Origin of the sequence: Rhizobium sp. SG2393 (genome assembly GCF_042610495.1) — a bacterium.
Lineage (GTDB): Bacteria > Pseudomonadota > Alphaproteobacteria > Rhizobiales > Rhizobiaceae > RU20A.
Genome location: NZ_JBHGAP010000009.1, coordinates 138733 through 162912, shown reverse-complemented (window position 1 = coordinate 162912; position 24180 = coordinate 138733). Strand labels below are relative to the sequence as shown.

The window sequence follows — 24180 nt, the reverse complement described above, 5'->3', positions numbered from 1 at the left end:
ATGAGCGCCACCCGCAAACCGCTCGCAAGGCATCGCCGCATCGTCATCAAGATCGGTTCGGCGCTTCTGGTGGATCGCGGAGCGGGCCTGAAAAAGGCCTGGCTCACGGGCATGTGCGCCGATATTGCCGCGCTCCGGGCGCGGGGTGTGGAAGTGCTTGTGGTGTCATCCGGGGCGATCGCGCTTGGCCGCACTGTTCTTTCCCTGCCGGCTGGTGCGCTGAAGCTGGAGGAAAGCCAGGCGGCGGCGGCCGTCGGCCAGATCGCGCTGGCGCGAGCCTGGTCCGATGGGCTTTCGGCCGATGGCATCGTGGCCGGACAGATCCTCCTGACGCTTGGCGATACGGAAGAGCGGCGGCGTTATCTCAATGCACGCGCCACGATCCAGCAGCTTCTGAAGCTCGGCGTCGTGCCGATCATCAACGAGAACGATACGGTGGCGACCACCGAGATCCGCTATGGCGACAACGACCGTCTGGCCGCGCGCGTCGCGACCATGGCGGGCGCTGACCTCCTCGTGCTGCTGTCCGATATCGACGGTCTTTACACGGCGCCGCCGCATGTCGATCCCGCTGCGCGGTTCCTCGAGGTGATCCCGGAAATCAATGCCGAGATCGAGGCCATGGCGGGCGGGGCGGCGTCCGAACTCTCCCGCGGCGGCATGCGCACCAAGATCGATGCCGGCAAGATCGCCACGACGGCGGGCTGCGCCATGATCATTGCGTCGGGCAAGACGGACCGGCCGCTGTCGGCCATCGAGGCGGGCGCACGCTCCTCCTTCTTCCAGCCGGCCCGCAATCCGGTGACGGCGCGCAAGACGTGGATTGCCGGGCAGCTTCTGCCGGCAGGTTCCATTGCCATCGATGCAGGAGCCGAGACGGCGCTGCGGAGCGGCAAGAGCCTGCTTCCGGCCGGGGTGCGCCAGGTGACGGGTTCCTTCAGCCGGGGCGATACGATCGCCATCATCGGCGTGGCCGGCCGCGAGATTGCGCGCGGGCTTGCGGGTTACGATGCGGATGAGGCGCGGCAGATCGCCGGGCGCAAGTCGCCCGACATTGCGGCGATTCTCGGCTATGCGGGCCGCGCGGCCATGGTGCATCGCGACGATCTCGTGATGACGGCGCCGGAGGCGCGCGAGGCCGGAGAGACGAGGACGATTGCCAATGCTTGAAACCGCAGGCCGGACGGATATCCAGACGCTGATGGCCGCGATCGGCCGTCAGGCCAAGGCCGCCGGGCGTCCGCTGGCGACGGCGTCTGCGCAGCAGAAGCGTGCCGCGCTGCTTGCGATGGCCGATCGCATCGATGCCGAGAGCGGAGCGATCCTGTCTGCCAATGCGATCGACGTCGAGGCGGCCAAGGAGGCCGGTGTCTCCGGCTCCTTCCTCGATCGTCTGACGCTGAATGCCCAGCGCATTGCCGACATGGCGAATGGCATTCGGGCGATCGCCGAGCTCAAGGATCCGGTTGGGGACATCATCGCCGAATGGGACCGGCCAAACGGGCTGCATATCGAGCGCGTGCGCACGCCGCTTGGTGTCATCGGTGTGATCTACGAGAGCCGGCCGAATGTGACGGCCGATGCCGGGGCGCTGTGCCTCAAGGCAGGCAATGCGGTCATCCTGCGCGGCGGCTCGGACAGCCTGCATTCGTCGGCGGCCATTCATGCCTGCCTCGTTGACGGGCTGAAGGTGGCGGGTCTGCCGGAGCACGCCATCCAGATGGTGCCGGTTGCGGATCGTGCCGCTGTGGGCGCTATGCTGTCGGGGCTTGACGGGTGCATCGACGTGATCGTGCCGCGCGGTGGCAAGAGCCTCGTTGCGCGGGTGCAGAGCGAGGCGCGGGTGCCGGTCTTTGCGCATCTCGAAGGTCTCTGCCACGTCTATGTGGACCGCTCCGCCGATCTCGACATGGCCGTTGCGATCGTCGTCAATGCCAAGATGCGGCGGACCGGCATTTGCGGGGCGGCCGAGACGCTGCTGATCGACCGCAATGATGCCGACCGGCTGCTTTCGCCGCTGGTCGAGGCGCTGGTGAAGGCGGGCTGCGAGGTGCGGGCGACACGGGAAATCCTTGAGCGCATCGGCGATCTGAACGAGGCAAACGACGAGGACTGGCGCACGGAATATCTCGATGCCATCATCTCGGTCAGCCTCGTGGACGGGATTTCGGGCGCCATCGACCACATCAACCGCTGGTCCTCCTCGCATACGGAAGCGGTGATTGCCGAGGACCCCGATGTCGTGGCCCGCTTCTTCAACGAGATCGATTCGGCCATTCTGCTGCACAATGCCTCCACGCAATTTGCCGATGGCGGCGAATTCGGCATGGGCGGCGAGATCGGGATCGCGACGGGCAAGATGCATGCGCGCGGGCCCGTTGGTGTCGAGCAACTGACCTCCTTCAAGTACAGGGTGCGGGGCACCGGTCAGGTCAGGCCCTGAGTGCGCGACGCGGAAGGGGTGGACGAACGCTATCTGCGGATGCCGCATGTGGAGCGCGGCATGCGGGTGGGGCTGTTCGGCGGCTCCTTCAATCCGCCGCATGACGGTCATGTGCTGGTAGCGGAGACGGCGCTGCGGCGGCTTCATCTCGACCAGCTCTGGTGGATCGTCACGCCCGGCAATCCGCTGAAAGATCACCGCCAACTGGCGCCGCTTTCCGAGCGGCTCTCGCTCTGCGAGGCGATGGCGCGCAATCCGCGCATCCGCGTGACGGCCTTCGAAAAGCGGCTCGGCCAGAACTTCACGGCGCATACGCTGAAGATCGTGAAGGCGCGCAATCCCGGCATCCGCTTCGTCTGGATCATGGGGGCCGATAATCTCGCGAGCTTCCACCGCTGGCAGAAATGGCAGGACATCGCCCGCACCTTCCCGATCGCGGTGATCGACCGTCCCGGCTCGACGCTTGCCTATCTCTCCAGCCGCATGGCGCGGACCTTCGATTATGCGCGGATCGACGAGGATCACGCCGCCACGCTGCCCACCTGCCCGGCGCCGGCCTGGACGTTCATTCACGGGCCGCGTTCCACCCTATCATCGAGCGCGCTCCGGGCCGCGCAGCGCGCAAAGGGCGGGAAAACGGCGTAAAAAAGCGTCGGCAACTTCTTGCGTCTTGAAACGTTAATCCTTCGGTGCCACCTTTTTCGTGCGGCCCGAATTGCCAAATCGCGCCGCGTCCTGCCTGTTCTGGTCATTGGGAAAGGAAAAACTCTGACAACAGTGCACGCAAAGGCAAGTGCTCGCAGCACTTTCCACAAGAGCCCGGAACGCCGCGACGATGCAGCCGGCCGCGCTCTTCAACTGGTCCTTGAAAGCCTCGAGGACTCCAAGGCAGAAGATATCGTGACAATCGACATTGCCGGTAAATCGGCGCTCGGGGACTTCATGGTGGTCGTCTCCGGCCGTTCGACGCGTCATGTCATGGCGATTGCCGATCACTTGATCAGCGACCTGAAGGATGAAGGCTTCGGGAATTCTCGTGTCGAAGGTCTCGATGCCGGAGACTGGGTGCTGATCGACACCGGCGACGTGATCGTTCACGTGTTCCGTCCTGAAATCCGCGAGTTCTACAACATCGAAAAGATGTGGCAGGCCCCGGACCTGGACGACGAGACGATTCATTAGTCGGCAAACGTCATAGGCTCCAACGCCGTGACAGCCTCGCCTTTCGGCGAGGGGCTTGACGGTTCGGCCGTGACCGGAGATTGAGGGCCTGCGCCCTCCGTTCGCAGAAGCGTGGGCGGCGGGAGTGGAGCAATGCGCGTCAGCCTTTTTGCCGTCGGGCGCCTGAAATCAGGGCCGGAGAAGGATCTTGCAAGCCGCTATATCGACCGCTTCGCGAAGGCGGGGCCGGCCGTGGGGCTGGAGTTCGGCCGCATGGTCGAGATCAACGAAAGCCGCGCCGGCAATCCCGAGACACGCAAACGGGACGAGGCGGCGGAGCTTGAGAAAATCCTGACCGACCAGACCCAGCTCGTTCTTCTCGACGAGCGTGGGAAGATGATCGGTTCGGAGGATTTCGCGGCGCGCATCGGCAGCTGGCGCGACAATGGAAGGCGCGATGTGGTCTTCGCGATTGGCGGGGCCGACGGCCTGCTGCCTGCCCTGCATGACCGGGCGGCCGAAGTCCTGTGTTTCGGCCGCATGACCTGGCCGCACCAGATTGCCCGCATCCTGCTGGCCGAACAGCTTTACCGGGCGACGACCATTCTCTCCGGCCATCCCTATCACCGCGTCTGATGCCGTGTCCCTGTTGGCGCATCTTTTTCGACGGCATCCACAAAAGCTCCATAAACCTTTGCAAGCCATGCTCCCCTCTTCACCCGTTCGTGCGGAATGGTCGCGCGTGGCTTGCTTGAAAGACGAGGCGGTGACAGGCACAGTCAGGACAAGGGACGATGCGCGAATCAGATGCGACGCGCCCTTTTCAGCAACCTTCAGGATTGGTCCTCTATGAAGCGTTATCCGGCATGGCGCAGGCATTTCGCCCTTTCGGCGGGCTGTGCGCTGGTCGTTGCGCTCGTCGCAACGGCCGGCTGGAGCCAGGAGGGGACCGGCGCGCCTGTGTCGGGCGACGGACCTGCGGCGACCCTCACTGTGCCCCCGCAGACCACAGTCACCACGCAGGCGGATGCCGCTGCCGATCTTGCCGGACGGCGCGACCGCACCCGGGCGGAACTGCAGGCGCTTTCGCAGTCCATCTCCATTTCGCGCGACCGGGCGGCGGAGCTCGAAAAAAGCATTGCCGATCTCGACAAGACGACGCAGACGCTGAGGGCCGAGCTCGTCGCTTCCGCGAAACGACGTCAGGACCTGGAGCAGAAGATCGTCGATGGCGAGAAGAAGCTCGTCACGCTGCTCGGCCAGGAGTCGAGCGTGAAGTCTTCGCTTCTGGCGCGGCGCGACGTGCTGGCCGAGGTGCTGGCTGCGCTGCAGCGCATGGGCCGCAATCCGCCGCCCGCGCTGCTCGTAAGCCCGGAGGATGCGCTGAATTCGGTGCGCAGCGCCATTTTGATGGGGGCGGTGGTGCCCGGCCTTCGCCAGGAGACCGACCGGCTGGTGGCCGATCTCAAGGCGCTGACGGATGTGCGAACGCAGATCGTCACCGAGCGCGACACGATGCGGGCGACCATGCAGTCGGCCGTCGAGGAAGAGCAGCGGACCAACCTGCTGATTGCCGAAAAGGCGAAGCTGCGGGACCAGAATACAGCCGATCTCGCTATCGAGAAGCGCCGGGCCGAGACGCTCGCCTCGCAGGCGACCAGCCTCGACCGGCTGATCGTGTCGCTCGAATCGGAAATTTCAAGCGTGCGGGACGCGGCTGATGCCGCTCGTCAGCTCGATGCCGAACGCGCGCGGCAGAGCGAGGCCGAACGGGCTGCGGCCAGGGCGCGCGCCGAGCAGGCCGTGCCCGACAAAAACCGTATTGCGCCCGCATATGCTTTTGCCGACTTGAAGAAGAAACTTCCCTTGCCCGTTGCCGGAACGCTGGTGCGAAAATTCGGCGACGAGGATGGAACCGGCCACAGCCTGCAGGGCGCGATCGTGGAGACGAGCCCGGGCGCACTGGTCACGGCCCCATCGGACGGCTGGGTGGTGTTTGCCGGCAAGTTTCGCAGTTACGGACAGACGATTATCCTCAATCCAGGCGACGGCTACCATGTGGTGCTGACCGGGATGGAGGCGACGAACGTCACGCAAGGGCAATTCGTGGTGGCCGGCGAGCCGCTGGCCACGATGGGTGCCAAACGTGTTGCGAGTGCGACGGCATTGGCGCTGGAAACGGAGCGGCCAACGCTTTACATTGAATTTCGAAAGGACGGAAAGCCGGTCGATTCTGGACCTTGGTGGACCGCCGCAGAACCTGGAAAGGCGCGCAATGATTCGTAGGGCTTCCCTTGTGATGGTCGGGGCGATGGTGGGTGCCGCGGCGACGGCAACGGTCTATTCGGCCGTGGTCCCGGCCGTGGCGGCCAATCCGTCCACCTATCGCGAACTGTCGATTTTCGGCGACGTCTTCGAGCGCGTGCGCGCCCAGTACGTGACGCAGCCGAAGGATGACAAGCTGATCGAAGCCGCGATCAACGGCATGCTGACCTCGCTTGATCCGCATTCGAGCTACATGAATGCGACCGACGCAGAGGACATGCGCACCCAGACGCGCGGCGAATTTGGCGGCCTCGGCATCGAGGTCACCATGGAGAACGATCTCGTCAAGGTGACGAGCCCGATCGACGAGACGCCTGCCGCCAAGGCCGGCGTTCTGGCCGGCGATCTGATTTCCAAGATCGACGGCAAGGATGTCCGCGGCCTCAAGCTCGAGGAAGCGGTCGAGAAGATGCGCGGCGCCGTCGGCACGCCCATCAAGCTCACCATCCTGCGGAAGGGCGCCGACAAGCCCATCGAAATCACCATCGTGCGCGACATCATCGCGGTTCGCGCCGTGAAATATCGCGTCGAGAATGGCAATGTCGGCTATCTGCGCGTCATCTCCTTCACCGAGAAGACGTTCGATGACCTGAAGAAGGGTATCGAGAAGATCAAGGCCGATGTGCCGGCCGACAAGCTGAAGGGCTATGTGCTCGATCTGCGCCTCAATCCGGGCGGTCTGCTCGACCAGGCGATCAACGTGTCGGACGCCTTCCTCGATCGTGGCGAAGTGGTTTCGACCCGCGGCCGCAATCCGGAAGAAACCCGTCGCTTCAACGCGACGCCGGGCGACCTTACGGATGGCAAGCCGGTGATCGTGCTCGTCAATGGCGGTTCGGCCTCGGCATCCGAAATCGTTGCCGGCGCGCTCCAGGACCTGAAGCGCGCGACCGTTGTCGGCACGCGGTCCTTCGGCAAGGGCTCGGTACAGACGATCATTCCGCTCGGCGATGCCGGCGCGCTGCGTCTGACGACGGCGCTTTATTACACGCCGTCGGGCAAGTCGATCCAGGGCACGGGCATTTCGCCCGACATCAAGGTGGAGCAACCGCTGCCGCCGGAACTGCTTGGCAAGGTGGAAGCCGCTGGCGAATCGCAGCTTGCCGGCCACATCAAGGGCCAGAGCGAGACGGAAGAAGGCTCGGGCTCCATCGCTTACGTGCCGCCGGAAACCAAGGACGACATCCAGCTCAACTATGCGCTGGATCTCCTGGAGGGCAAAAAGACGGATCCCTCCTTCCCGGCCAATCCGCAGAAAGCGGAACTCAAGCAGTAAATCGATCGACGGCCGCCTTCGGGCGGCCGTTTTGCTTCGGGCACCATCTGCCTTCGCGGATGTATTTGTCACATGCGGGGTCACGGCGAATCAGCTAGCGGTGGGGACGATGTCGCGCACCTGAGACAGATGCGGATCGCAACGACCTTTTGCCAAGACCGGATCACCATTGAGCACGGATCTAAATGCGCCGCTCGGCGGCCCGCGCAAGCCGGACAAGGGCAAGGGGCGGTTCGGCCGTTTGATCGGCGGCGGACTGCTCGGCTTGCTCCTCCTCGGCGTGGCGGTTGGCGTGCCACTCTGGAGCCATCTCTCCACCTCGGCGCTGAAGACGACGCCGGTCGAGACCGCGAAAACGGACCAGGCCATCGGAAAGCCGGGAGAAGAGCCCGCGGCGGACGGCAAGACGGCCGGACGTGACCCGCGCAGCGGCCCGCTCTCCGGCGCCAACGTGAACCGGCAGACGCTGGAAGACGGCAATGTCGTCACCACCTTCTCTCCCGGACAGCGCGCGGGCGACGGGCCCGCCTTCATTGATGTCGGCAATGCGCGCCGGCAGGATCCCCGCAACGCCGGTCTTCCCGATCCGACGCTGGTTGAGGAGACGCCGGACGGTCCGTTGCCGATCGTCGGGCCGGAGGGGCTGCGGCCAATGGATTTTTACGCCCGGCCCTGGTCCGGCGCGCGCGGTGTTCGCGTGTCGATCGTCGTCGGTGGTCTGGGGCTCAGCCAGACGGGAACGCAGCGCGCAATAGCGGTGTTGCCGCCGTCGATCACACTTGCTTTCGCCGCCTCCGGCAACAGCTTGCAACGCTGGGTCCAGCAGGCGCGCCGCGACGGTCATGAGGTGCTGCTGCAGCTGCCGATGGAGCCTTTCGACTATCCTGAGAACGATCCGGGTCCGCTCACGCTGCTGACGACGGCGAAGGGTGGACAGCTCGAGGCCGACCTGCAGGCCGCACTCGTAAGGATGGGCAGCTATACGGGCGTGATGAACTATCTCGGAGGCAAGTTCCTCTCCGATGGCGATGCGCTGGAAACCGTGATGCGGGACGTGGCCGGGCGCGGACTGCTCTTTCTCGACGACGGTTCCTCGGCCCAGTCGCTTTCCGGCAAGATTGCAGGGGCGATCGACATGCCGCACGGTTTTGCGGATCTGACGCTCGATGGAACGCTGGAGGAGGGCGCCATCCTGCGCAAGCTCGATGAACTCGAGCGCATCGCCCGCAAGAATGGCAGCGCGATCGGCGTTGCCTCGGCCTTCGATGAAAGCGTTTCGGCGATTGCGAAGTGGGCCGATGAGGCCTCCGGGCGAGGGGTCGAGATCGTCGGCCCCTCAGCGCTGATCGCCGAGCCGCAGCCGCAATGATGATGGTGTGAAGAGGACAGATCATGAGCAGCAAGTCCGTCAAGCGTGCGGAAGACCTTCCCTATCGCCCGTGCGTGGGCGTGATGGTGTTGAACAGGGACGGGCTCGTCTGGGTCGGTCGCCGGCTCTCGGAAGGCAACAGCGAGGCCGCGCCCGGCACGCCGCAGCTCTGGCAGATGCCGCAGGGCGGGATCGACGAGGGCGAGGACGCACTGAAGGCAGCTCACCGCGAGCTCTACGAGGAAACCGGCATCCGTTCCGTCTCGCTGTTGGCCGAAGCGCCAGCCTGGATCACCTATGATCTGCCGGCCCAGTTGATCGGCATCGGCCTCAAGGGCAAGTATCGCGGCCAGAAGCAACGCTGGTTCGCTTTCCGCTTCGAGGGCGACGAAAGCGAGATCGCCATCAACCCGCCGCCGGGCGGCCATACGGCCGAGTTTGACGCGTGGGACTGGAAGGCTATGGATCTGCTGCCGGGCCTGATTGTTGACTTCAAGCGGCCGGCCTACGAACAGGTCGTTGCCGCCTTCCGGCATCTCGTGGCCTGATCGGGCTTACCCCTGCCGATCCGGATCGATCGCATCGAGGAAGCGGCTGATGAGATCTTCGCCGCTTTCCGGCTCCGAGCCGACGCTGACGGCGATCGAGAGACCGATGAGTGAGGAGACCGGATTGTGATTTCCGGCGCCGGCACGCAGGTTCATCACCAGCGTCGGGCACAGGAAGAGACCAAGGCGCACGACGCGGCGCCAGTCGGGCGGCAGCAGGCCGCGTTCCTTCAGTGTTGCCAGCAGCGGCTTCCACAGATCCTGTTCCTTGACGGCAAGCAGCGCGAGACGGATGCGGCTCGGCGCGAAGTCCGTCGTCACAATGAGGTCGCGTCCTTGCAGCCTGGCCTCCGCCTTGAAGCGCGTGCCGGCCTCGTCGGGATCGTAGAGCCAGAGGGGATGGGCGAGCATATTGTGGAAGGTGGTTTTCACCTCTGCAAGCAGGGTCGGCACATGCTCGCCTGCGAAGGCAGGGTCGAAGAAGGAGAGGAGCGGTGCTCCCTGCTCATCATGGCCATACCAGACATTGGCATTGTGGGCGTCACCATGGGCCGTGACACCGCCGGCATCGGCAAGGCGCTCCGGTGCCAGACGACTGTTGGCCTCGTCGAAGAGCGAACCCAGCGTGCGGCGATAGGGAACGCCATTGACCACGAAACGGCAGTCCTTGAGTTTGGCCCATGGCAGGGTCAGGCCAGGGAAGGCGAAATCCTTGTCAATGTAAAAGCTCGCAAGGCGACCGCCGGGATAGTGATCGCTGACGGGATCGATCAGGCGCTCGTGAAAGAGGCGGTGGATCGGTTCCGCCGCCGCCTGCTCCTGCGTGATCGGATGCAGCGTCTGGCGGTAGACATCGAGCACATGGGCCGAAAGACGTCGCTTGGCGGCAATGGCCTCGGCTTCCGCGGCGGTGTCGGGATCGAGATCAAGCTGGCGCAGCACATCGGAGAAGCGCGGATCGGAGCGGCGGCGATAGACGAGGATCTGCTCGCCCGGAAGAACGGAGGTCAGGATGGGCTGGTCGACCGGCAGGCCGGCGCGGGCGAGAATATCGGCCCGGTAATACTCGCCGCGCATCGCCTCCTCGCCTTCCTCCTGATGGAACTTGAAGAAGAATTCGCCATCGTCGGTCACGAAGAAGCCGTTCAGGGAATTCAGGCTGTAGCGGTCCTGGTTGATGACGATGTCGCGCGGCGCAATCTGGAAGAGATCGGCGAGTAGCGCGGCCAGCCGCTCGGCGGCGATCTCGATATCGCCCACCCGGGCAAGCGCCCGGATCTCGGCCGTACGGCTGGTGTGGCGGGCGGCGGTGTCGTCGGCGTTGGTCACGGGAAGGTCCATCATTTGGGGGAGCGGGTCACTCCGGCGCGCCTGGCGCCGAGGTCAGATCCACGATCGTCTTCAGGAAGGGCGAGCCGGAAGTGATCAGGCGCGTATAGGCATCGGGGATCGCGTCCAGAGTCTTTACCGTTTGGCACAGCGCGGTGAGTTTCGGTGCCAAGTCCGGCAGGAAGGCGATCGCTTCCGGCAACTCGTTTTCGAAGGCATGGCAGCCGAGGAGGGCGATTTCCCGCTCCACGAGGATGTTAGGATCGAGATCGAGCGTCCCATGGCTGATGCCCACCAGCGCCAGCGCACCGCCGCCCGAGAGAAGCGCGAGAAGGGTGGCGATGGCCGCCGTGCTGCCGGTCGCGTCAATCGCGTAGCGCAGCCGGCCTTTTTCACCGAGAGCGGCGGCAATACTGCCCTTCTCCAACGCGACGATCTTTCCGCCGCTGACCTCCGCCACCCGGGCGGCGCGGGCCGCATTGAGGTCGGAGAGCAGGATGGGGCCGTCGTGGAGGCGCGACAACAGGAGTGCGGCAAGTCCGCCGATCGTGCCGCAGCCGGCAATGAGGACGGCTTCTCCCGATCGCGCTGACAGCCGGCGCACGGCGTGCAGGCTGACGGCAAGCGGCTCGGCCATGGCGGCGACGGCGGCAGGCAAGACGGGATCATGTCTGAAGACAAGCCGGGCCGGCAGGACGACCTGTTCCGCAAAGCCGCCATCGCAGACTTCGCCGACGAAGCCCAGCGTCTCGCAAATATTGGTACGGCCCGAGGTGCAGGCCGGGCAGATGCCGCACCAGACGCGGCTATCGGCCGACACGCGGTCGCCGACGGAAAGGTCTTCCACACCGGGCCCGACTGCGATGATGCGGCCGGAAAACTCGTGGCCGGCGGTCGATGGGCGCCGGCTAATCCATTGGCCCGTGCGGTAGTTGTGAAGGTCCGAGCCGCAGATGCCGGCCGCTTCTACCGCGAGCAGGACCTCGCCGGGGCCGGGGGGCGCAGGCGCGTCGATCGTCTCGACGCGCAAATCGCCCTTGTCGTAAAGCCGGACCGCCCTCATCGGTTCAACCGCCCTTCTTGAGATAGGCCTCGCGCACCGGCGACACGGCGAGCGCGTGGGAGGAGAAGCCCTCGTAGAGCGCAAGATTGTGCGAATGGCGGGCGAATTCCGGATAGGCCGGCGCGGTCACGTAGCCGATGGAACTGCGCTTGACGAAGTCGGTCACCGACAGCGGCCCGAAGGTGCGCGCCCAGCGGCTTGTCGGCAGCACGGCGTTCGGGCCGAGCGAGAAATTCGCGATGCTGACCGGCGTATGGGTGCCGAGCAGGATCTCGGCGGCTTCCGTGATGTGTCCGAGATGGACGAAGGGCTGTTCGGAGAGCAGTTCCAGATGCTCCGGCGCGTAGGCGTTGACGAAGGCGTAGCTTTCCTCGATCGACGAGGTCAGAACGATGCCGCCGTTCTTGCCGGTAAGCACCGTCTTCGAGAAGCCGACGCGCTGTTCGGTCATCTTCGCCCAGTGTTCGGGGAGAGCTGCCAGTGCCTCTTCTACCACGCGACGGCTGTGGGTGACGAGATAGGCGGAGGAATCCGGGCCGTGCTCGGCCTCGATGAGGAGATCGAGCGCGGCGAGGCCGCCGTGGACCGTATCGTCGGCAAGGATCATGACTTCCGACGGACCGGCCGGAAGCCCCGTATCGATGACGCCGGAGAGCAGGCGCTTGGCGGCCACGACCCAGGGGCTTCCCGGACCGACGATCTTCAGCGCCGGCTTCACCGTCTCCGTGCCGTAGGCGACGGCTGCGACGGCCTGCGCGCCGCCGACCTTGTAGACGGTCTCGACGCCGGCAAGGCGCGCGGCGACGAGGGTGGCGGCATCGACGCCGCCATCGGGGGCTGGCGGGGTGACGATGGCGAGATCCGGCACGCCGGCAACGACGGCCGGAACGGAGGTCATCATGGTGACGGAGGGGAAGGAGCCCTTGCCGCGCGGCACATAGAGCGCCACCGACTTGATGGGCGTGAAGCGGTCGCCGGCAAAGGCGCCGGGGCGGATCTCCTTCAGCCACATGGCTTCCGGCTTCTGCTCTTCGTGGAAGTGCCTGATATTGTCGATGCCGAAGCGGATCGACTCGATGACGCTGTCATCGACGGCCTTGAAGGCGGCGTCGAACTCGGCTTCCGTCACCTTCAGCGTCTTTTCCGCCACGTCGGCCTTGTCGAGCTCGCGTCCGAAGCGGGCGAGCGCGGCATCGCCTTCGGTCCGCACCGCCTCGATAATCGGCGTGACCTTGTCCATGAAACCGGAGATGTCCGTTTCCGAGCGGCGCAGCAGGGCAGCCTTCTCGTCGGCGGTGAGCGTGGCATATTCGTAGAACGACACGTCAGTCATGGTCTTGTCCTTGATGGGCTTCGTTGTCCCGGTGCCGGGTCATTTCGATTTCAGGAAGATGTCGAGGCCGACCAGCCGGTCGAGCGCGGCAATCGCGATTGCGGCGGCGGCGATGAAGACGACGGAGATCGCGGCCAGATCCGGGGTGATGATCGAGCGGATCGAGTTGTAGATCTGCACGGGCAGCGTCACGCTGCGGGCATCGACCAGCAGCAGGCTGACGAGAAATTCGTTGAGCGCCAGGATGAACATCAGCAGCGATCCGGTGATGACGCCCGGCATCACGGCCGGCAGGGTGATGTAGACGAAGCGGCTGAGCGGCGGCGCCCCGCAATTGGCGGCGGCGAGTTCGAGATCGGGGCTGAGATTGCTGGCGCTCGCCGTCACCGCCCAGATCATGAAGGGCAGGTTGATGACGGCGCAGGCGATGCCGACCGGCCAGAGCTGGCCCAGCACGCGCATCTCGCCGAAGACCAGCATCATGCCGATGCCGGAGCCGATGAGCGGGATGGTGAAGGGCAGCAGCAGATAGACCTGGATGGAGCGGGCAAAGCGCACGCGGTGCTTGGCGAGCGCAATGCCGGCCAGCGTGCCGACGGGAATGGCGACCAGCGTGCAGATGGCCGAGACGATCAGCGAGCGCACGAAGGCCTGGCGCAGGTCCGAGGCGCCGGCGATCGCGCCGTACCATTTCAGCGACAGGCCGTCCGGCGGAAAGGTGATGATGTTGCCGGCCGTGAAGGAGGCGCCGAGAACCACGATGGTGGGCGCCGAGAGCATCAGGACCGCGAGGAGCACGAAGGTCCAGATGACGACGGATTTGCTGCGGCTGCCGATCATCTCCGCCTCCTACTTCTTCTCACCGGTCATCGCCAGCGTGCCGGCCCCGAAGAGCAGGAAGACGACGCCGACCAGCATGGAGCCGACCGCGACGAGCAGCAGCGACAGGGTCGCCCCCATGCCCTGGTCGGAGGTGCGGAAGAACTGGTCGTAAATGGCGTTGGCGATGAAATCCTGCGAGCCGCCGCCGAGAATGGCGGGAATGGCGAAGTCGGTGAGCGAAAGCGTCATGACAACGAGGCCGGCGCCGACGAGGCCGGGACGGGCGAGCGGCAGGACGATGTAGCGGAAGGTGCGCACCCAGCCGGCACCGAGCGAGGCTGCGGCCGATTCCAGCTCTTCGGGAATAGCGGTCAGCGCCGGGGCCAGCATGAGCACGGCGAAGGGCAGCATGTACTGTACGAGGCCGAAGAGGACGGCCGGATAATTGTAGAGGAGCCGCACGGGCGGCACGCCGACGAGGCCGAGCGCTTCGTTGACCATGCCCTGATTGCCGAGAATGATCAGCCAGCCATAGGCGCGCACGACCTGACCGATGAAAAAGGGCAGGAACAGCGCCACGAGCAGCAGCTTGCGCAAGGCCGAGCTCTGGGTGCGCACCATGAGGTAGGCATAGGGGAAGGCGAAGACGAGGGTGACGATCGTGACGATCACCGATCCCATAAGGCTGCGGCCGGCGACAGTCGCGAAGAAACTTTCCGTCAGCGCGCGCTGGTAGTTGGCGAGCGTATAGGTCTCCGACATCAGGAAGGTGGAGGTGTCGAGGGTGCGCAGCGAGGTGTCGCCGATCTCGATCAGGCCCAGCACGAGAACGCCGACGAGCAGCAGGGCCGGAAGCAGCATGAGGTAGGGCAGTGCCCTGCCGAAGCGCGCCGGCCAGAGGGCCGCTGCGACACGTTCCAGTCCATCCATCATGCGCCAGGCGAGCGGGTAGGCGCTTTGCGTTTTTCGCATCGAAGGGTCCTGATGGCTTCCGCCGTCGTGGCGCGGGGATGCCGTGCGGGGCGTTCTTGCCCCGCACGGAAGATGGTTCAGGCGGGGACGATCAGCCCTGCATGATTTCCTTGAACTTGGCGAACCACTGACTCTCGTTTTCCACCTGTACCTTGGAGGAGATGCGGATCAGCTTTTTGAACTGCTCTTCCGTCGTCGGATAGGAGGGGTCGCCGACGAGATCGGCCGGCGGGTTGACGCCGGGAATGACGCCGGGCAGGCCGAGGCCATCGAGCCAGATCTGCTGGGCTTCCTTGGTCAGGGCGTGATTTACATACTGCTTGGCCCAGTACAGCTCGTTTTCCGGCAGGCCTTTCGGGATCCAGAGACCGTCGGTGTCGAACTTGGCGCCTTCTTCCGGCACGACCCAGGCGAGCTCGATGCCATTCTTCTTGGCTTCACGGGCGTTGGTGGAGATGGTGCAGGCCGCGTCGATCTCGCCCTTCTGGAACCAGGTGGTGAAGTCCGGGTCTTCGCCGAGCAGCGGCTGCTGTTCCTTGATCTTGGCGATGAAATCCCATGCCGGCTGCATGTTGGCCGGGATGTCTTCCAGCTTGCCGCCGCCGGCGACCTGGGCCGGGAAGTGGAAGCCGATGCCGTCATTGTAGAGCGCTATGCGGCCCTTCAGCTTGGGATCGAGCAGGTCCTTCCAGGATTTCGGCGCGCCGTTCGGGAAGGCCGAGGGGCGGTAGGCGAGGACGTAGACATAGCCGTAGGTGTTGACGATCGGATAGCCGTCGAGGCCCACGGGCTTGGCAAGCTCGGTGGCGTTCTTGAGGTTCGGCAGGTCGGAGAGGTCCTGCGTCACGCCGCGCAGCGCCGACTTCGTGGCGTTGGTGGTCGTGTCCCAGTTGACGTGGATCGGCGGCACGCGGCCCTGCGCCACGGCGGCCCAGAGCTTCGGCTGGATCTCGTTGTCTTCGGTGAGGTCATGGCGGACCGCAATGCCGGTCATCTTGGTGAAGCTGTCGGAGACGCCGGCCTTCAGCGCATCCACCCAGCTGCCGCCCCAGGCGCGCACGATGATTTCGGCCGGCTTTTCCGGCTCCTGCGCGAAGGCGCGGCCAAGGCCGAGGCCGGTCACGCCGGCCGTGGCGCCGAGCGCTGCGGCAGATTTCAGCAGGGTGCGGCGACGCAGGGCCGCAGACAGGATCTTCTCGTTCGACATCAGCGTGTTCTCCTCTTGATGGGCCTTGGTATCCGGCCCTTGGCGGTCATTTCCTGAAAATATGCACGTCCCTGGCATTCCACCCGAGCCGCACCGCAGCGCCGGGGGCAAATTGCTGGTGATCCTCGGCATCGTGGTCGAAGACGCGGAAGGCGCCGGCACCGATGGCGGGAACCTCGACTTCGTAGACGATCCGCTCGCCCTCGAAAATCGCATCGGTCACGGTTCCCGTCACGATCGTGTCGAGACCGGAAAGCTCCGACCCGATGCCGGTGATGCGCACCTGTTCGGCGCGCACGGCGCCGGTCGCGGCCGAACCCTTCGCCGGTGCCGCAGTCTCGCTGACCATGCCTGCAATCGCGAGATCACCATGGCGGATCGCGGTGCGCCCGCCCTCGTCGGTGAAGATGCCGTCGATGAAATTGGTGACGCCGATGAAATTGGCAACGAAGGCGTTGGCCGGCGTGCGGTATGTGCCGACCGGAGCCGCCTTCTGCTGAATGAGGCCGCCATCCATGACGATGATTTCGTCGGAGACCACGAGCGCCTCGCGCTGGTCATGGGTGACGTTGATCGTCGTGACGCCGAGTTCCTTCTGGATGCGGCGGAATTCGAGCTGCATCTCTTCCCGCAGCTTTCGATCGAGGGCCGCCAGCGGCTCGTCGAGGAGCAGCAGATCGGGTTCGAAGACCAGCGCGCGTGCAATCGCCACGCGCTGCTGCTGGCCGCCGGAGAGCTCGTTGATGCGCCTGCCGCCATAGCCGCCGAGGCGCACGAGATCGAGATAGCGCTCGACCTTGTCCGGAATGGTGCGGGCATCGTGGCGGCGCATTTTGAGGGGAAAGGCGACGTTCTCGGCCGCCGTCATGTGCGGGAACAGCGCGAGCTTCTGGAAGACCATGCCGATGAGACGCTTGTGCGGCGGTACGGCCTTCACGGGTTCGCCGCCGATGACGATCTCGCCCGATGTCGGCGCATCAAAGCCGGCGATCATGCGCAAGAGCGTCGTCTTTCCCGAGCCGGAGGGGCCGAGGATGGTCAGGAACCGGCCCTTTGGCAGATCGAAGCTTGCATCGCGCACCGCGTGGAAATCACCGAAGACCTTGTTGACGGCCCGTACGGAGACGGCCGGCTCGGATGACGGCGCGGTCTTTTGCGCGGTGCTGGGCAGTGTCGGCGCCATCAGCGGTTCCCTCGTCTCGGATCTGCGGACATCTTCGGTCTCTTATTCCTTGTATAGACATATACGGTGGCTATCGTCAATGAAACTGCCGGTTTCCTGTGCGCTCCAGGCGACTGCCTGTTGAATTGGCAAGATCGTGTCGGCCTATGTCAGATGGACGCCAGATAGCCGCCATCGACGGGAATGCATACCCCTGTCACATAGGCGGCCGCATCGCTGACCAGAAAAACCGCGACGCCGCCGATATCGGTCGCTTCGGCGCCGAAACGGGCAAGCGGAATGCGCGACAGCATGCGGTTCTGCCAGTCCTCGTTCTCGTAGAACACTTCCGTCATGGCGGTACGAAAATAGCCTGGCGCGATGGCATTGACGCGGATGCCGAGCGGCGCCCATTCCGTTGCCAGTGCATGGGTCATGCCGAGCAGTCCGGATTTTGAGGCGCCGTAGGGCACCGCCGTCGGGACGCCGACATAGGAGGTGAGCGAGCAGAGATTGACGATCGCGCCACCGTTTCCCCCATCCCGCATGGAGCGTGCGGCCGCTTGCGCGACGAAGAAAGCACCCTTGAGGTTGGTATCGACAATGCGGTCCCAGAGGGGCGGGGCCACGTCGAGTGACGGGCATACCTCCTCGATACCGGCATTGTTGATAAGGATATCAAGGCCACCCAGCGTCCTGACGGCTTCTGCCACACCATCCCGGGCGCTGTCCGGGTCGGAAACGTCCTGCGCGATGGCAATGGCGGTGCCGCCAGCGCTTTCGATGGCTCCGCAGGTCTCTGCAAGACTGTTCTTGCTGCGCGCGGTCACCGCCACGGTGGCACCGGCGCGGGCCAGCGCCACGGCAATGGCCTGGCCGATGCCGCGGCTTCCTCCGGTCACGAGGGCCCGTCGGCCGGTGAGATCGAAAAGCGGTGCGGTCGTCATGCGTCGTTCCCATCTGCGCAGCATCGTCGGCCAGTTCCGGCAGGCATTCCCGGCTTCCGCCGGCGAGGTGTCCTTCTCGCCATCAAAGCCGCCCATAGGAACAATATTTTCGCCCGGATGCCAATGGCACTGCGTGCGGGATTTGGCCGCCTGCCGATCTTTCCAAGACATCGGTAAGGGCTGGTTGATCGGGGCTCCGCACCCACCTTCTCTGGCCGTGCGCGCACAATGCGGCACGATGCCTTGCCGGATCCGCTTACTGTGAAGCCGGCGTGAAGCGGGCGATGAGCGCGTGGGTGTCGCCGGGATAGGTGAAGCGGACGCGGGTGATGGGGCCGAGGGCGTTCCATGTCTGGCGTTCGATGACGAGGCAGGCGGTGCCCTTGGCGATGCCGAGGCGCCTTGCCAGATCGGCATGGGCGGACATGGCCTGAATACGGTGTTCGGCCGTGCTCCACGGCACCTGCCGCAGCAGCCACTGGCCGGGCGGGGTCGCGCCGAAATCGGCGTCGGCTGCCTCCGGCACCGCGGCGGCGTTGATCAGGCGCTCCTCCACACAGAAGGGGCGGGGGCCGGCGAAATGCACGCAGACGATGTCGATCAGCGGTGTGCCATCCTCGATGCCCATGACCGCTTGGTCTTCGGAGGTGGCTTGGCGCTCCGCGCTCTTCAGGCATTCGAAGCGGTAGGGAAGGCCGAGGGACTTCACCTCGGTCTCGATATCATGGATCTCCAGCACGGCGGACTGCGCGCGCGGTTGCGTGACGAAGCTGCCAGCCTTGCGGTGACGCTCGATGAGGCCCGACTTGGCAAGTTGGGTCATCACCTTGTTCACGGTCATGCGGGAGACGCCGTAGTGCTCGGCCAGATCGACCTCAAAGGGCAGGCGAAAGCCAGGCGGCCATTCACCCGACATGATCCGCCCTTCGATCTCGCCGAGGATCTTCTGGTGCAGCGTGGGCTCGCGCGTGTCGGGCGCGGTCGTCTCCTCCGCCGATCGGTCTTCCCCCGCCGCTGACACGCGATCGTCCGTCACATGGCTGTCTTTCGTTGCGCTCCGGCTGTCCGTTGTAAACGGCGGCACGGCCGGTGGAAAAGCGGAAATGCAGGCCGGGCACGCTCAAGCCTGTTGATGGCGGCCCCGGATCCCGGTGTCATAGGCCTGCGACCAGCGTCTGCATGGCCGCGTTGAAGCGGGCCGAGATGGCATCGCGGCGGATGTGGCGGCCGCCTTCCACCTGTTTGCGGCCGCGCGACCAGACGCAATCGATGCGCGGCGCACCGGCAAAGACGAAGCTGTCGATCAATGCTTCTGTCGGCGTATAGGGCGTGTGCGAGAGATCGAGGGAGACGAGATCGGCCGGCATGCCTGGGGCAATCCCCGCCTCGGTGCCAAGCGCCTGCGCGCCGCCCGTCAGTGCTTCGCGGAAAAGCCGGTCGCCTGTCGGCGCGCCGGGGGCGGCGATGACATTGCGGGCGCGGCGCAGCAGGCGCTGCGAATATTCCAGCGTGCGCAGTTCCTCCGGCAGGGAAACCAGCACGTTGGAGTCCGAACCGATACCGAAGCGGCCGCCGGCTGCGAGGAAGGCCGGGGCCTCGAAGACGCCATCGCCGAGATTGGCCTCGGTGATCGGGCAGAGACCGGCAACCGCGCCGCGCGCCGCCATTGCCCGGGTTTCGGCCTCCGTCATGTGCGTTGCGTGGATCAGGCACCAGCGATGATCGACGGGCGCATTGTTCAGCAGCCACTCGACGGGGCGCTGGCCGCTCCAGGCAAGGCAATCCTCCACCTCCTTCACCTGCTCGGCCACGTGAATGTGCACGGGTCCGTCGCCTGCCAGCGGCAGGATGGCCGCCAGTTCCTGCGGCGTGACGGCGCGCAGGCTGTGCGGCGCAAGGCCGAGAACCGCGCCATCGAGCGGTGCAAGAAGCGTGCGGGCGCGGTCCATGAGCCGGGTAAAGCTGTCGATATCGTTGATGAAACGGCGCTGACCGTCGATGGGGGCTGCCCCGCCAAAACCGGAATGGGCGTAGAAGACGGGGAGCAATGTCAGCGCAATGCCGGCCGTCTGGCTTGCCGCAGCGATGCGGCCGGCAAGCTCGGCGATATCGGCATAGGGCGCGCCGTCGATGCCATGGTGCAGGTAGTGAAATTCCCCGACGCGCGCGAAGCCGGATTCCAGCATCTCCATGTAGAGCCGGGCAGCGACCGCCTCGATCTGCTCCGGCGTCATGGTCAGCGCGAAGCGATACATGACGGTGCGCCAGCTCCAGAAACTGTCGTCGCCCGGGCCGCGGCGTTCTGCGAGCCCGGCCATGGCGCGCTGGAAGGCATGGCTGTGCAGGTTGGCAACCGCCGGGATGACCACTGCGTGGCGCTCGTCTCCGCTTTCGGGCCGGGCATTCGCGGTCACGCTGGCGATGGTTGCGCCATCAAGGGTGATGCGGGCGTTTTCCAGCCACTCCGTGCCCGTCCAGGCCCGTTCCACGTGAATCACCGTCATTCTGCCCTCCAGCGGTCCTGCGAAAATTCGACTTGCGCTCCCGATAATAAGTATATACATAATCGAGATGTGAACAGGATGCAAGTTCGGTTTCGAGGGAGGCGGTCATGGCGGACGGGGATCGAATCTGGCGCAACGCCCATCTCGTGACGCTCTCTCCCGGACTGGGGGACCTTGGCCTGGTAGGCGATGGCGCCATCGCCGTCAGGGGCGAGCGACTGATCTATGTCGGTCCCGAGGCCGGACTGCCGGGCGAGATCGCTGCGGGCGCCGAGAGCATCGATTGCGGCGGGCGCTGGATCACGCCGGGTCTGATCGACTGCCACACCCATCTGGTCTTTGCGGGGAACCGGGCACGCGAGTTCGAGATGCGGCTCGCCGGTGCCACCTATGAGGAGATTGCGCGGGCCGGCGGCGGCATCGTCTCCTCCGTCCGGCAGGTCCGCGAGGCGAGCGAGGAGGTGCTGGTTGCCGAAAGCCTGCCGCGTCTCGATGCGCTGATGGCCGAAGGGGTGACGACGGTCGAGATCAAATCCGGCTACGGGCTGACGGTGGCCGACGAGATGAAGATGCTGCGCGCCGCCCGGCGCCTGAGTGCCCACCGTGCCGTCCGCGTCACCACCACCTATCTCGGGGCGCATGCGACGCCCGCCGAATATCGCGGCCGAAACGGCGATTTCATCGACAACATCGTTCTTCCGGGACTGGAGGCCGCGCATGCCGCCGGTCTGGTGGATGCCGTTGACGGCTTCTGCGAAGGCATCGCCTTCTCGCCGGAGGAGATCAGGCGCGTCTTCGACCGTGCGCAGGCGCTCCGTCTGCCGGTGAAACTCCACGCCGACCAGCTTTCCGATCTCGGCGGTGCAGCGCTCGCAGCCTCCTGCGGGGCGCTGTCGGCCGATCATGTCGAGTACACGAACGAGGCCGGGGCGGTAGCGATGGCCAAAAGCGGCACGATCGCAGTCCTGCTGCCCGGCGCCTTCTATTTCATCCGCGAGACGCGGAAGCCGCCGGTGGATCTCTTCCGAAAGCACGGGACGGCGATGGCGCTTGCCACCGACTGCAACCCCGGCACGTCGCCGCTGACCTCGCTGCTGCTGACGATGAACATGGGCGCCACTTTGTTCGGCCTCACCGTTGCCGAATGCCTGGCCGGCGTCACGCGCGAGGCGGCACGGGCGCTTGGCCTTTCCGGCGAGATCGGCACGCTGGAAGCGGGCAAGCGCGCCGATTTCTGCCTCTGGTCCATCCGCGAGCCGGCCGAGCTCGTCTATCGCATGGGCTTCAACCCGCTTTTCGACCGCATCCATGGCGGCATCGCCGACAGCGCCTGCGCCCGCCACACCGCCCAACGGGGAGACATCCGATGACCATTACCCTTCATCCCGGCTCCGTTGGCCTTGCCCAGCTCGCCGCCATCTACCTGACTGGCGAAGCGGCCGTGCTCGATCGTGGTTTCGACGCCGGGATCGAGAAGGCGGCGGCGCGCATTGCGGAGATCGCGGCCGGCAACGAGCCGGTCTACGGCATCAACACCGGCTTCGGCAAACTGGCCTCGATCAAGATCGATGCCGCCGATACGGCGACGCTGCAGCGTAATCTCATTCTGTCCCATTGCTGCGGCGTGGGCCAGCCGATGCCCGACAATGTCGTGCGCCTTATCATGGCGCTGAAGCTCATCTCGCTCGGGCGCGGCGCGTCCGGCGTGCGTCTGGTGCTGGTCCGGCTGATCGAGGCCATGCTGGAAAGGGGCGTCGTGCCGGTCATTCCCGAAAAGGGCTCGGTCGGCGCATCCGGCGATCTTGCGCCGCTCGCGCATCTCGCCGCCGTGATGATGGGCGAGGCGGAAGCCTTCTTCGCCGGCGAACGACTGCCGGGACGGGTGGCGCTGGAGCGGGCCGGGCTTTCGCCGGTCGTGCTCGCGGCCAAGGAAGGGCTGGCGCTGATCAACGGCACGCAGGCCTCCACGGCGCTCGCGCTCGCCGGCCTTTTCCGCGCCCATCGCGGCCTCGTCTCGGCGCTGGTCACCGGCGCGCTGTCCACGGATGCGGCCATGGGCTCGTCCGCGCCGTTCACCGCCGACATCCACACGCTGCGCGGCCATCGCGGCCAGATCGATACGGCGGCTGCGCTGCGTGGCCTGCTGGCCGGTTCGGTCATTCGCGAAAGCCATCTGCAGGGCGACGAGCGGGTGCAGGATCCCTATTGCCTGCGCTGCCAGCCGCAGGTGGACGGCGCCTGCCTCGACGTGCTGCGCATGGCGGCACGTACGCTGGAGATCGAGGCCAATGCGGTCACCGACAATCCCCTGGTTCTGTCGGACAATTCCGTCGTCTCCGGCGGCAATTTTCACGCCGAGCCGGTGGCCTTTGCCGCCGACCAGATCGCCATCGCCGTTTGCGAGATCGGCGCGATCGCCCAGCGTCGCATCGCGCTTCTGGTCGATCCCGCGCTCTCCTACGGTCTGCCGGCCTTTCTCGCCCGCAAGCCGGGGCTGAACTCCGGACTGATGATCGCGGAGGTGACCTCGGCGGCGCTAATGAGCGAAAACAAGCAGATGGCGCATCCGGCCTCCGTCGATTCCACGCCGACCTCGGCCAATCAGGAGGACCACGTTTCCATGGCCTGCCACGGCGCGCGGCGCCTGCTGACCATGACGGACAATCTCTTTGCCATTCTCGGCATCGAGGCGCTGGCGGGGGCCCAGGGTGTGGAGCTGCGCGCGCCGCTCGTGACCAGCCCGGAACTGCAAAGGGCGATTGCGGCGCTGCGGGCCGTGGTGCCATCGCTCGACGAGGATCGCTACATGGCGCCGGATCTTGCCGCCGCAACGGCGCTGGTCGCCTCGGGCGCGCTCGTCGCAGCCGTCAGCGAAGGGCTGCTGCCGGGGCTGGAGGGTTAGGATGACCGCGCCATACGAATGCCATCGCGGCACCTCGCCCATCATTCTCGGCCTGCCGCACACGGGAACGCATGTCCCCGCCGACATCCATGCGCGGCTGAACGACAATGGCCGGCTGCTGGCCGATACGGACTGGCACATCGAACGGCTCTATGACGGGCTCTTGCCGGATGTGACGACGGTGCGGGCGACGTTCCACCGCTATGTCATCGACGCCAACCGGGATCCGGCCGGCGTCAGCCTCTATCCGGGGCAGAACACGACGGGTCTCGTGCCGCTCACCGATTTCGATGGCGCGCCGATCTGGAAGGCGGGGGCGGAGCCGACGGAGGCCGATATCGCGGCGCGACTGGCCGCGTTCCACGCGCCCTACCATGCGGCGCTCGCCGCCGAGGTCGAGCGGGTGAAGGCGCTCCATGGCATCGCCATCGTCTACGACTGCCATTCCATCCGCTCGCACATCCCCTTCCTGTTCGAGGGTCGGCTGCCGGATTTCAACATCGGCACCAATGGCGGCGAAACCTGCGACCCGGCGCTTGAGGCTGGCGCCATGGCCGTGGTGGCGTCGGCCGACGGTTACAGCCACGTGCTGAACGGCTGCTTCAAGGGCGGCTGGACGACGCGCCATTACGGCGAGCCAGAGACGGGCGTGCATGCCATCCAGATGGAGCTGGCGCAGGTGACTCACCTCGCCACCGAAGCCCCGCCCTTTGCCTATGACCCGACCAAGGCCGCGCGGCTGCGCGGGACCCTTCAAAACCTTCTGAAGCGCCTGGAGGACACCGCGCTTCGTCTTCAACACGCGAAAGGATGATCC

At 65.6% G+C, this 24180-nt stretch carries 22 protein-coding genes; 12 read left to right on the top strand and 10 right to left on the bottom strand.

The features are described from left to right. The 9 genes from proB (at position 1) to ACED18_RS17255 (ending at position 9122) form a co-directional block, all read left to right on the top strand. Entirely contained in the window at positions 1 to 1170 is a 1170-nt protein-coding gene (gene proB, locus ACED18_RS17295) for a glutamate 5-kinase (RefSeq protein ID WP_377294521.1), read from the top strand. Continuing rightward, a complete protein-coding gene (locus ACED18_RS17290) occupies positions 1163 to 2443 on the top strand; it encodes a glutamate-5-semialdehyde dehydrogenase (RefSeq protein WP_377294519.1) in 1281 nt (426 codons plus the stop codon). The genes proB and ACED18_RS17290 overlap by 8 nt, the downstream gene beginning before the upstream one ends. 18 nt (positions 2444 to 2461) lie before the next feature. After that, on the top strand, positions 2462 to 3088 hold the full coding sequence (locus ACED18_RS17285; protein ID WP_377294568.1) for a nicotinate-nucleotide adenylyltransferase: 627 nt from the start codon (positions 2462 to 2464) through the stop codon (positions 3086 to 3088). A 90-nt stretch (positions 3089 to 3178) separates the two neighbouring features. Then, positions 3179 to 3625, top strand: a complete 447-nt coding sequence (gene rsfS / locus ACED18_RS17280) for a ribosome silencing factor (protein WP_377294566.1) — start codon at positions 3179 to 3181, stop codon at positions 3623 to 3625. 132 nt (positions 3626 to 3757) lie between these two features. Further along, the gene (gene rlmH / locus ACED18_RS17275; protein WP_377294517.1) at positions 3758 to 4240 is read left to right on the top strand and encodes a 23S rRNA (pseudouridine(1915)-N(3))-methyltransferase RlmH; all 483 of its coding nucleotides are present in this window, start codon (positions 3758 to 3760) and stop codon (positions 4238 to 4240) included. A gap of 213 nt (positions 4241 to 4453) precedes the next feature. Further along, complete coding sequence (locus tag ACED18_RS17270; RefSeq protein ID WP_377294515.1) at positions 4454 to 5890, top strand: murein hydrolase activator EnvC family protein; 1437 nt, start codon at positions 4454 to 4456, stop codon at positions 5888 to 5890. Next, positions 5880 to 7205: a S41 family peptidase gene (locus ACED18_RS17265; protein ID WP_377294513.1), complete on the top strand. Its 1326-nt coding sequence runs from the start codon at positions 5880 to 5882 to the stop codon at positions 7203 to 7205. The genes ACED18_RS17270 and ACED18_RS17265 overlap by 11 nt, the downstream gene beginning before the upstream one ends. Positions 7206 to 7374: 169 nt before the next feature. Beyond that, a complete protein-coding gene (locus ACED18_RS17260) occupies positions 7375 to 8574 on the top strand; it encodes a divergent polysaccharide deacetylase family protein (protein ID WP_377294511.1) in 1200 nt (399 codons plus the stop codon). Positions 8575 to 8597: 23 nt separating this feature from the next. Beyond that, positions 8598 to 9122, top strand: a complete 525-nt coding sequence (locus tag ACED18_RS17255; RefSeq protein ID WP_377294509.1) for an RNA pyrophosphohydrolase — start codon at positions 8598 to 8600, stop codon at positions 9120 to 9122. A gap of 6 nt (positions 9123 to 9128) precedes the next feature. On the opposite strand, the gene ACED18_RS17250 is transcribed toward ACED18_RS17255, so the two are convergent. From ACED18_RS17250 to ACED18_RS17205, 10 genes are all read right to left on the bottom strand, one after another. Next, positions 9129 to 10400, bottom strand: coding sequence for a hypothetical protein (locus ACED18_RS17250; protein WP_377294564.1), 1272 nt, complete (start codon positions 10398 to 10400; stop codon positions 9129 to 9131). A 79-nt stretch (positions 10401 to 10479) separates the two neighbouring features. Further along, entirely contained in the window at positions 10480 to 11514 is a 1035-nt protein-coding gene (locus tag ACED18_RS17245) for a zinc-binding dehydrogenase (protein WP_377294507.1), read from the bottom strand. A gap of 4 nt (positions 11515 to 11518) precedes the next feature. Next, positions 11519 to 12847, bottom strand: coding sequence for a histidinol dehydrogenase (hisD, locus tag ACED18_RS17240; RefSeq protein WP_377294505.1), 1329 nt, complete (start codon positions 12845 to 12847; stop codon positions 11519 to 11521). A gap of 39 nt (positions 12848 to 12886) precedes the next feature. Then, positions 12887 to 13687 carry an ABC transporter permease gene (locus ACED18_RS17235; protein WP_377294503.1) on the bottom strand — a complete coding sequence of 267 codons (801 nt, stop codon included), beginning with the start codon at positions 13685 to 13687 and terminating at the stop codon, positions 12887 to 12889. Between the two features lie 9 nt (positions 13688 to 13696). Further along, positions 13697 to 14641, bottom strand: a complete 945-nt coding sequence (locus ACED18_RS17230; protein ID WP_377294501.1) for an ABC transporter permease — start codon at positions 14639 to 14641, stop codon at positions 13697 to 13699. Positions 14642 to 14732: 91 nt separating this feature from the next. Continuing rightward, positions 14733 to 15848 carry a PotD/PotF family extracellular solute-binding protein gene (locus tag ACED18_RS17225; protein ID WP_377294499.1) on the bottom strand — a complete coding sequence of 372 codons (1116 nt, stop codon included), beginning with the start codon at positions 15846 to 15848 and terminating at the stop codon, positions 14733 to 14735. A gap of 46 nt (positions 15849 to 15894) precedes the next feature. Next, positions 15895 to 17031, bottom strand: a complete 1137-nt coding sequence (locus ACED18_RS17220) for an ABC transporter ATP-binding protein (protein WP_377294497.1) — start codon at positions 17029 to 17031, stop codon at positions 15895 to 15897. 149 nt (positions 17032 to 17180) lie between these two features. Further along, positions 17181 to 17957 (bottom strand): SDR family NAD(P)-dependent oxidoreductase, encoded by a 777-nt coding sequence (locus ACED18_RS17215; RefSeq protein WP_377294495.1) that lies wholly within the window; start codon positions 17955 to 17957, stop codon positions 17181 to 17183. A 256-nt stretch (positions 17958 to 18213) separates the two neighbouring features. Further along, entirely contained in the window at positions 18214 to 18912 is a 699-nt protein-coding gene (hutC, locus tag ACED18_RS17210; RefSeq protein WP_377294562.1) for a histidine utilization repressor, read from the bottom strand. Positions 18913 to 19111: 199 nt separating this feature from the next. Continuing rightward, the gene (locus ACED18_RS17205; RefSeq protein WP_377294493.1) at positions 19112 to 20461 is read right to left on the bottom strand and encodes a formimidoylglutamate deiminase; all 1350 of its coding nucleotides are present in this window, start codon (positions 20459 to 20461) and stop codon (positions 19112 to 19114) included. 107 nt (positions 20462 to 20568) lie between these two features. Between ACED18_RS17205 and hutI the strand changes: the two genes are divergently transcribed. From hutI to hutG, 3 genes are read left to right on the top strand one after another with little or no spacing between them, the layout of a single operon-like run. Beyond that, positions 20569 to 21831 (top strand): imidazolonepropionase, encoded by a 1263-nt coding sequence (hutI, locus tag ACED18_RS17200; protein WP_377294491.1) that lies wholly within the window; start codon positions 20569 to 20571, stop codon positions 21829 to 21831. Further along, positions 21828 to 23363: a histidine ammonia-lyase gene (gene hutH / locus ACED18_RS17195; RefSeq protein WP_377294489.1), complete on the top strand. Its 1536-nt coding sequence runs from the start codon at positions 21828 to 21830 to the stop codon at positions 23361 to 23363. Before hutI ends, hutH begins: the two co-directional genes overlap by 4 nt. A 1-nt stretch (position 23364) precedes the next feature. Then, complete coding sequence (gene hutG, locus ACED18_RS17190; RefSeq protein ID WP_377294487.1) at positions 23365 to 24177, top strand: N-formylglutamate deformylase; 813 nt, start codon at positions 23365 to 23367, stop codon at positions 24175 to 24177. The last annotated feature ends 3 nt before the right edge of the window (positions 24178 to 24180 follow it).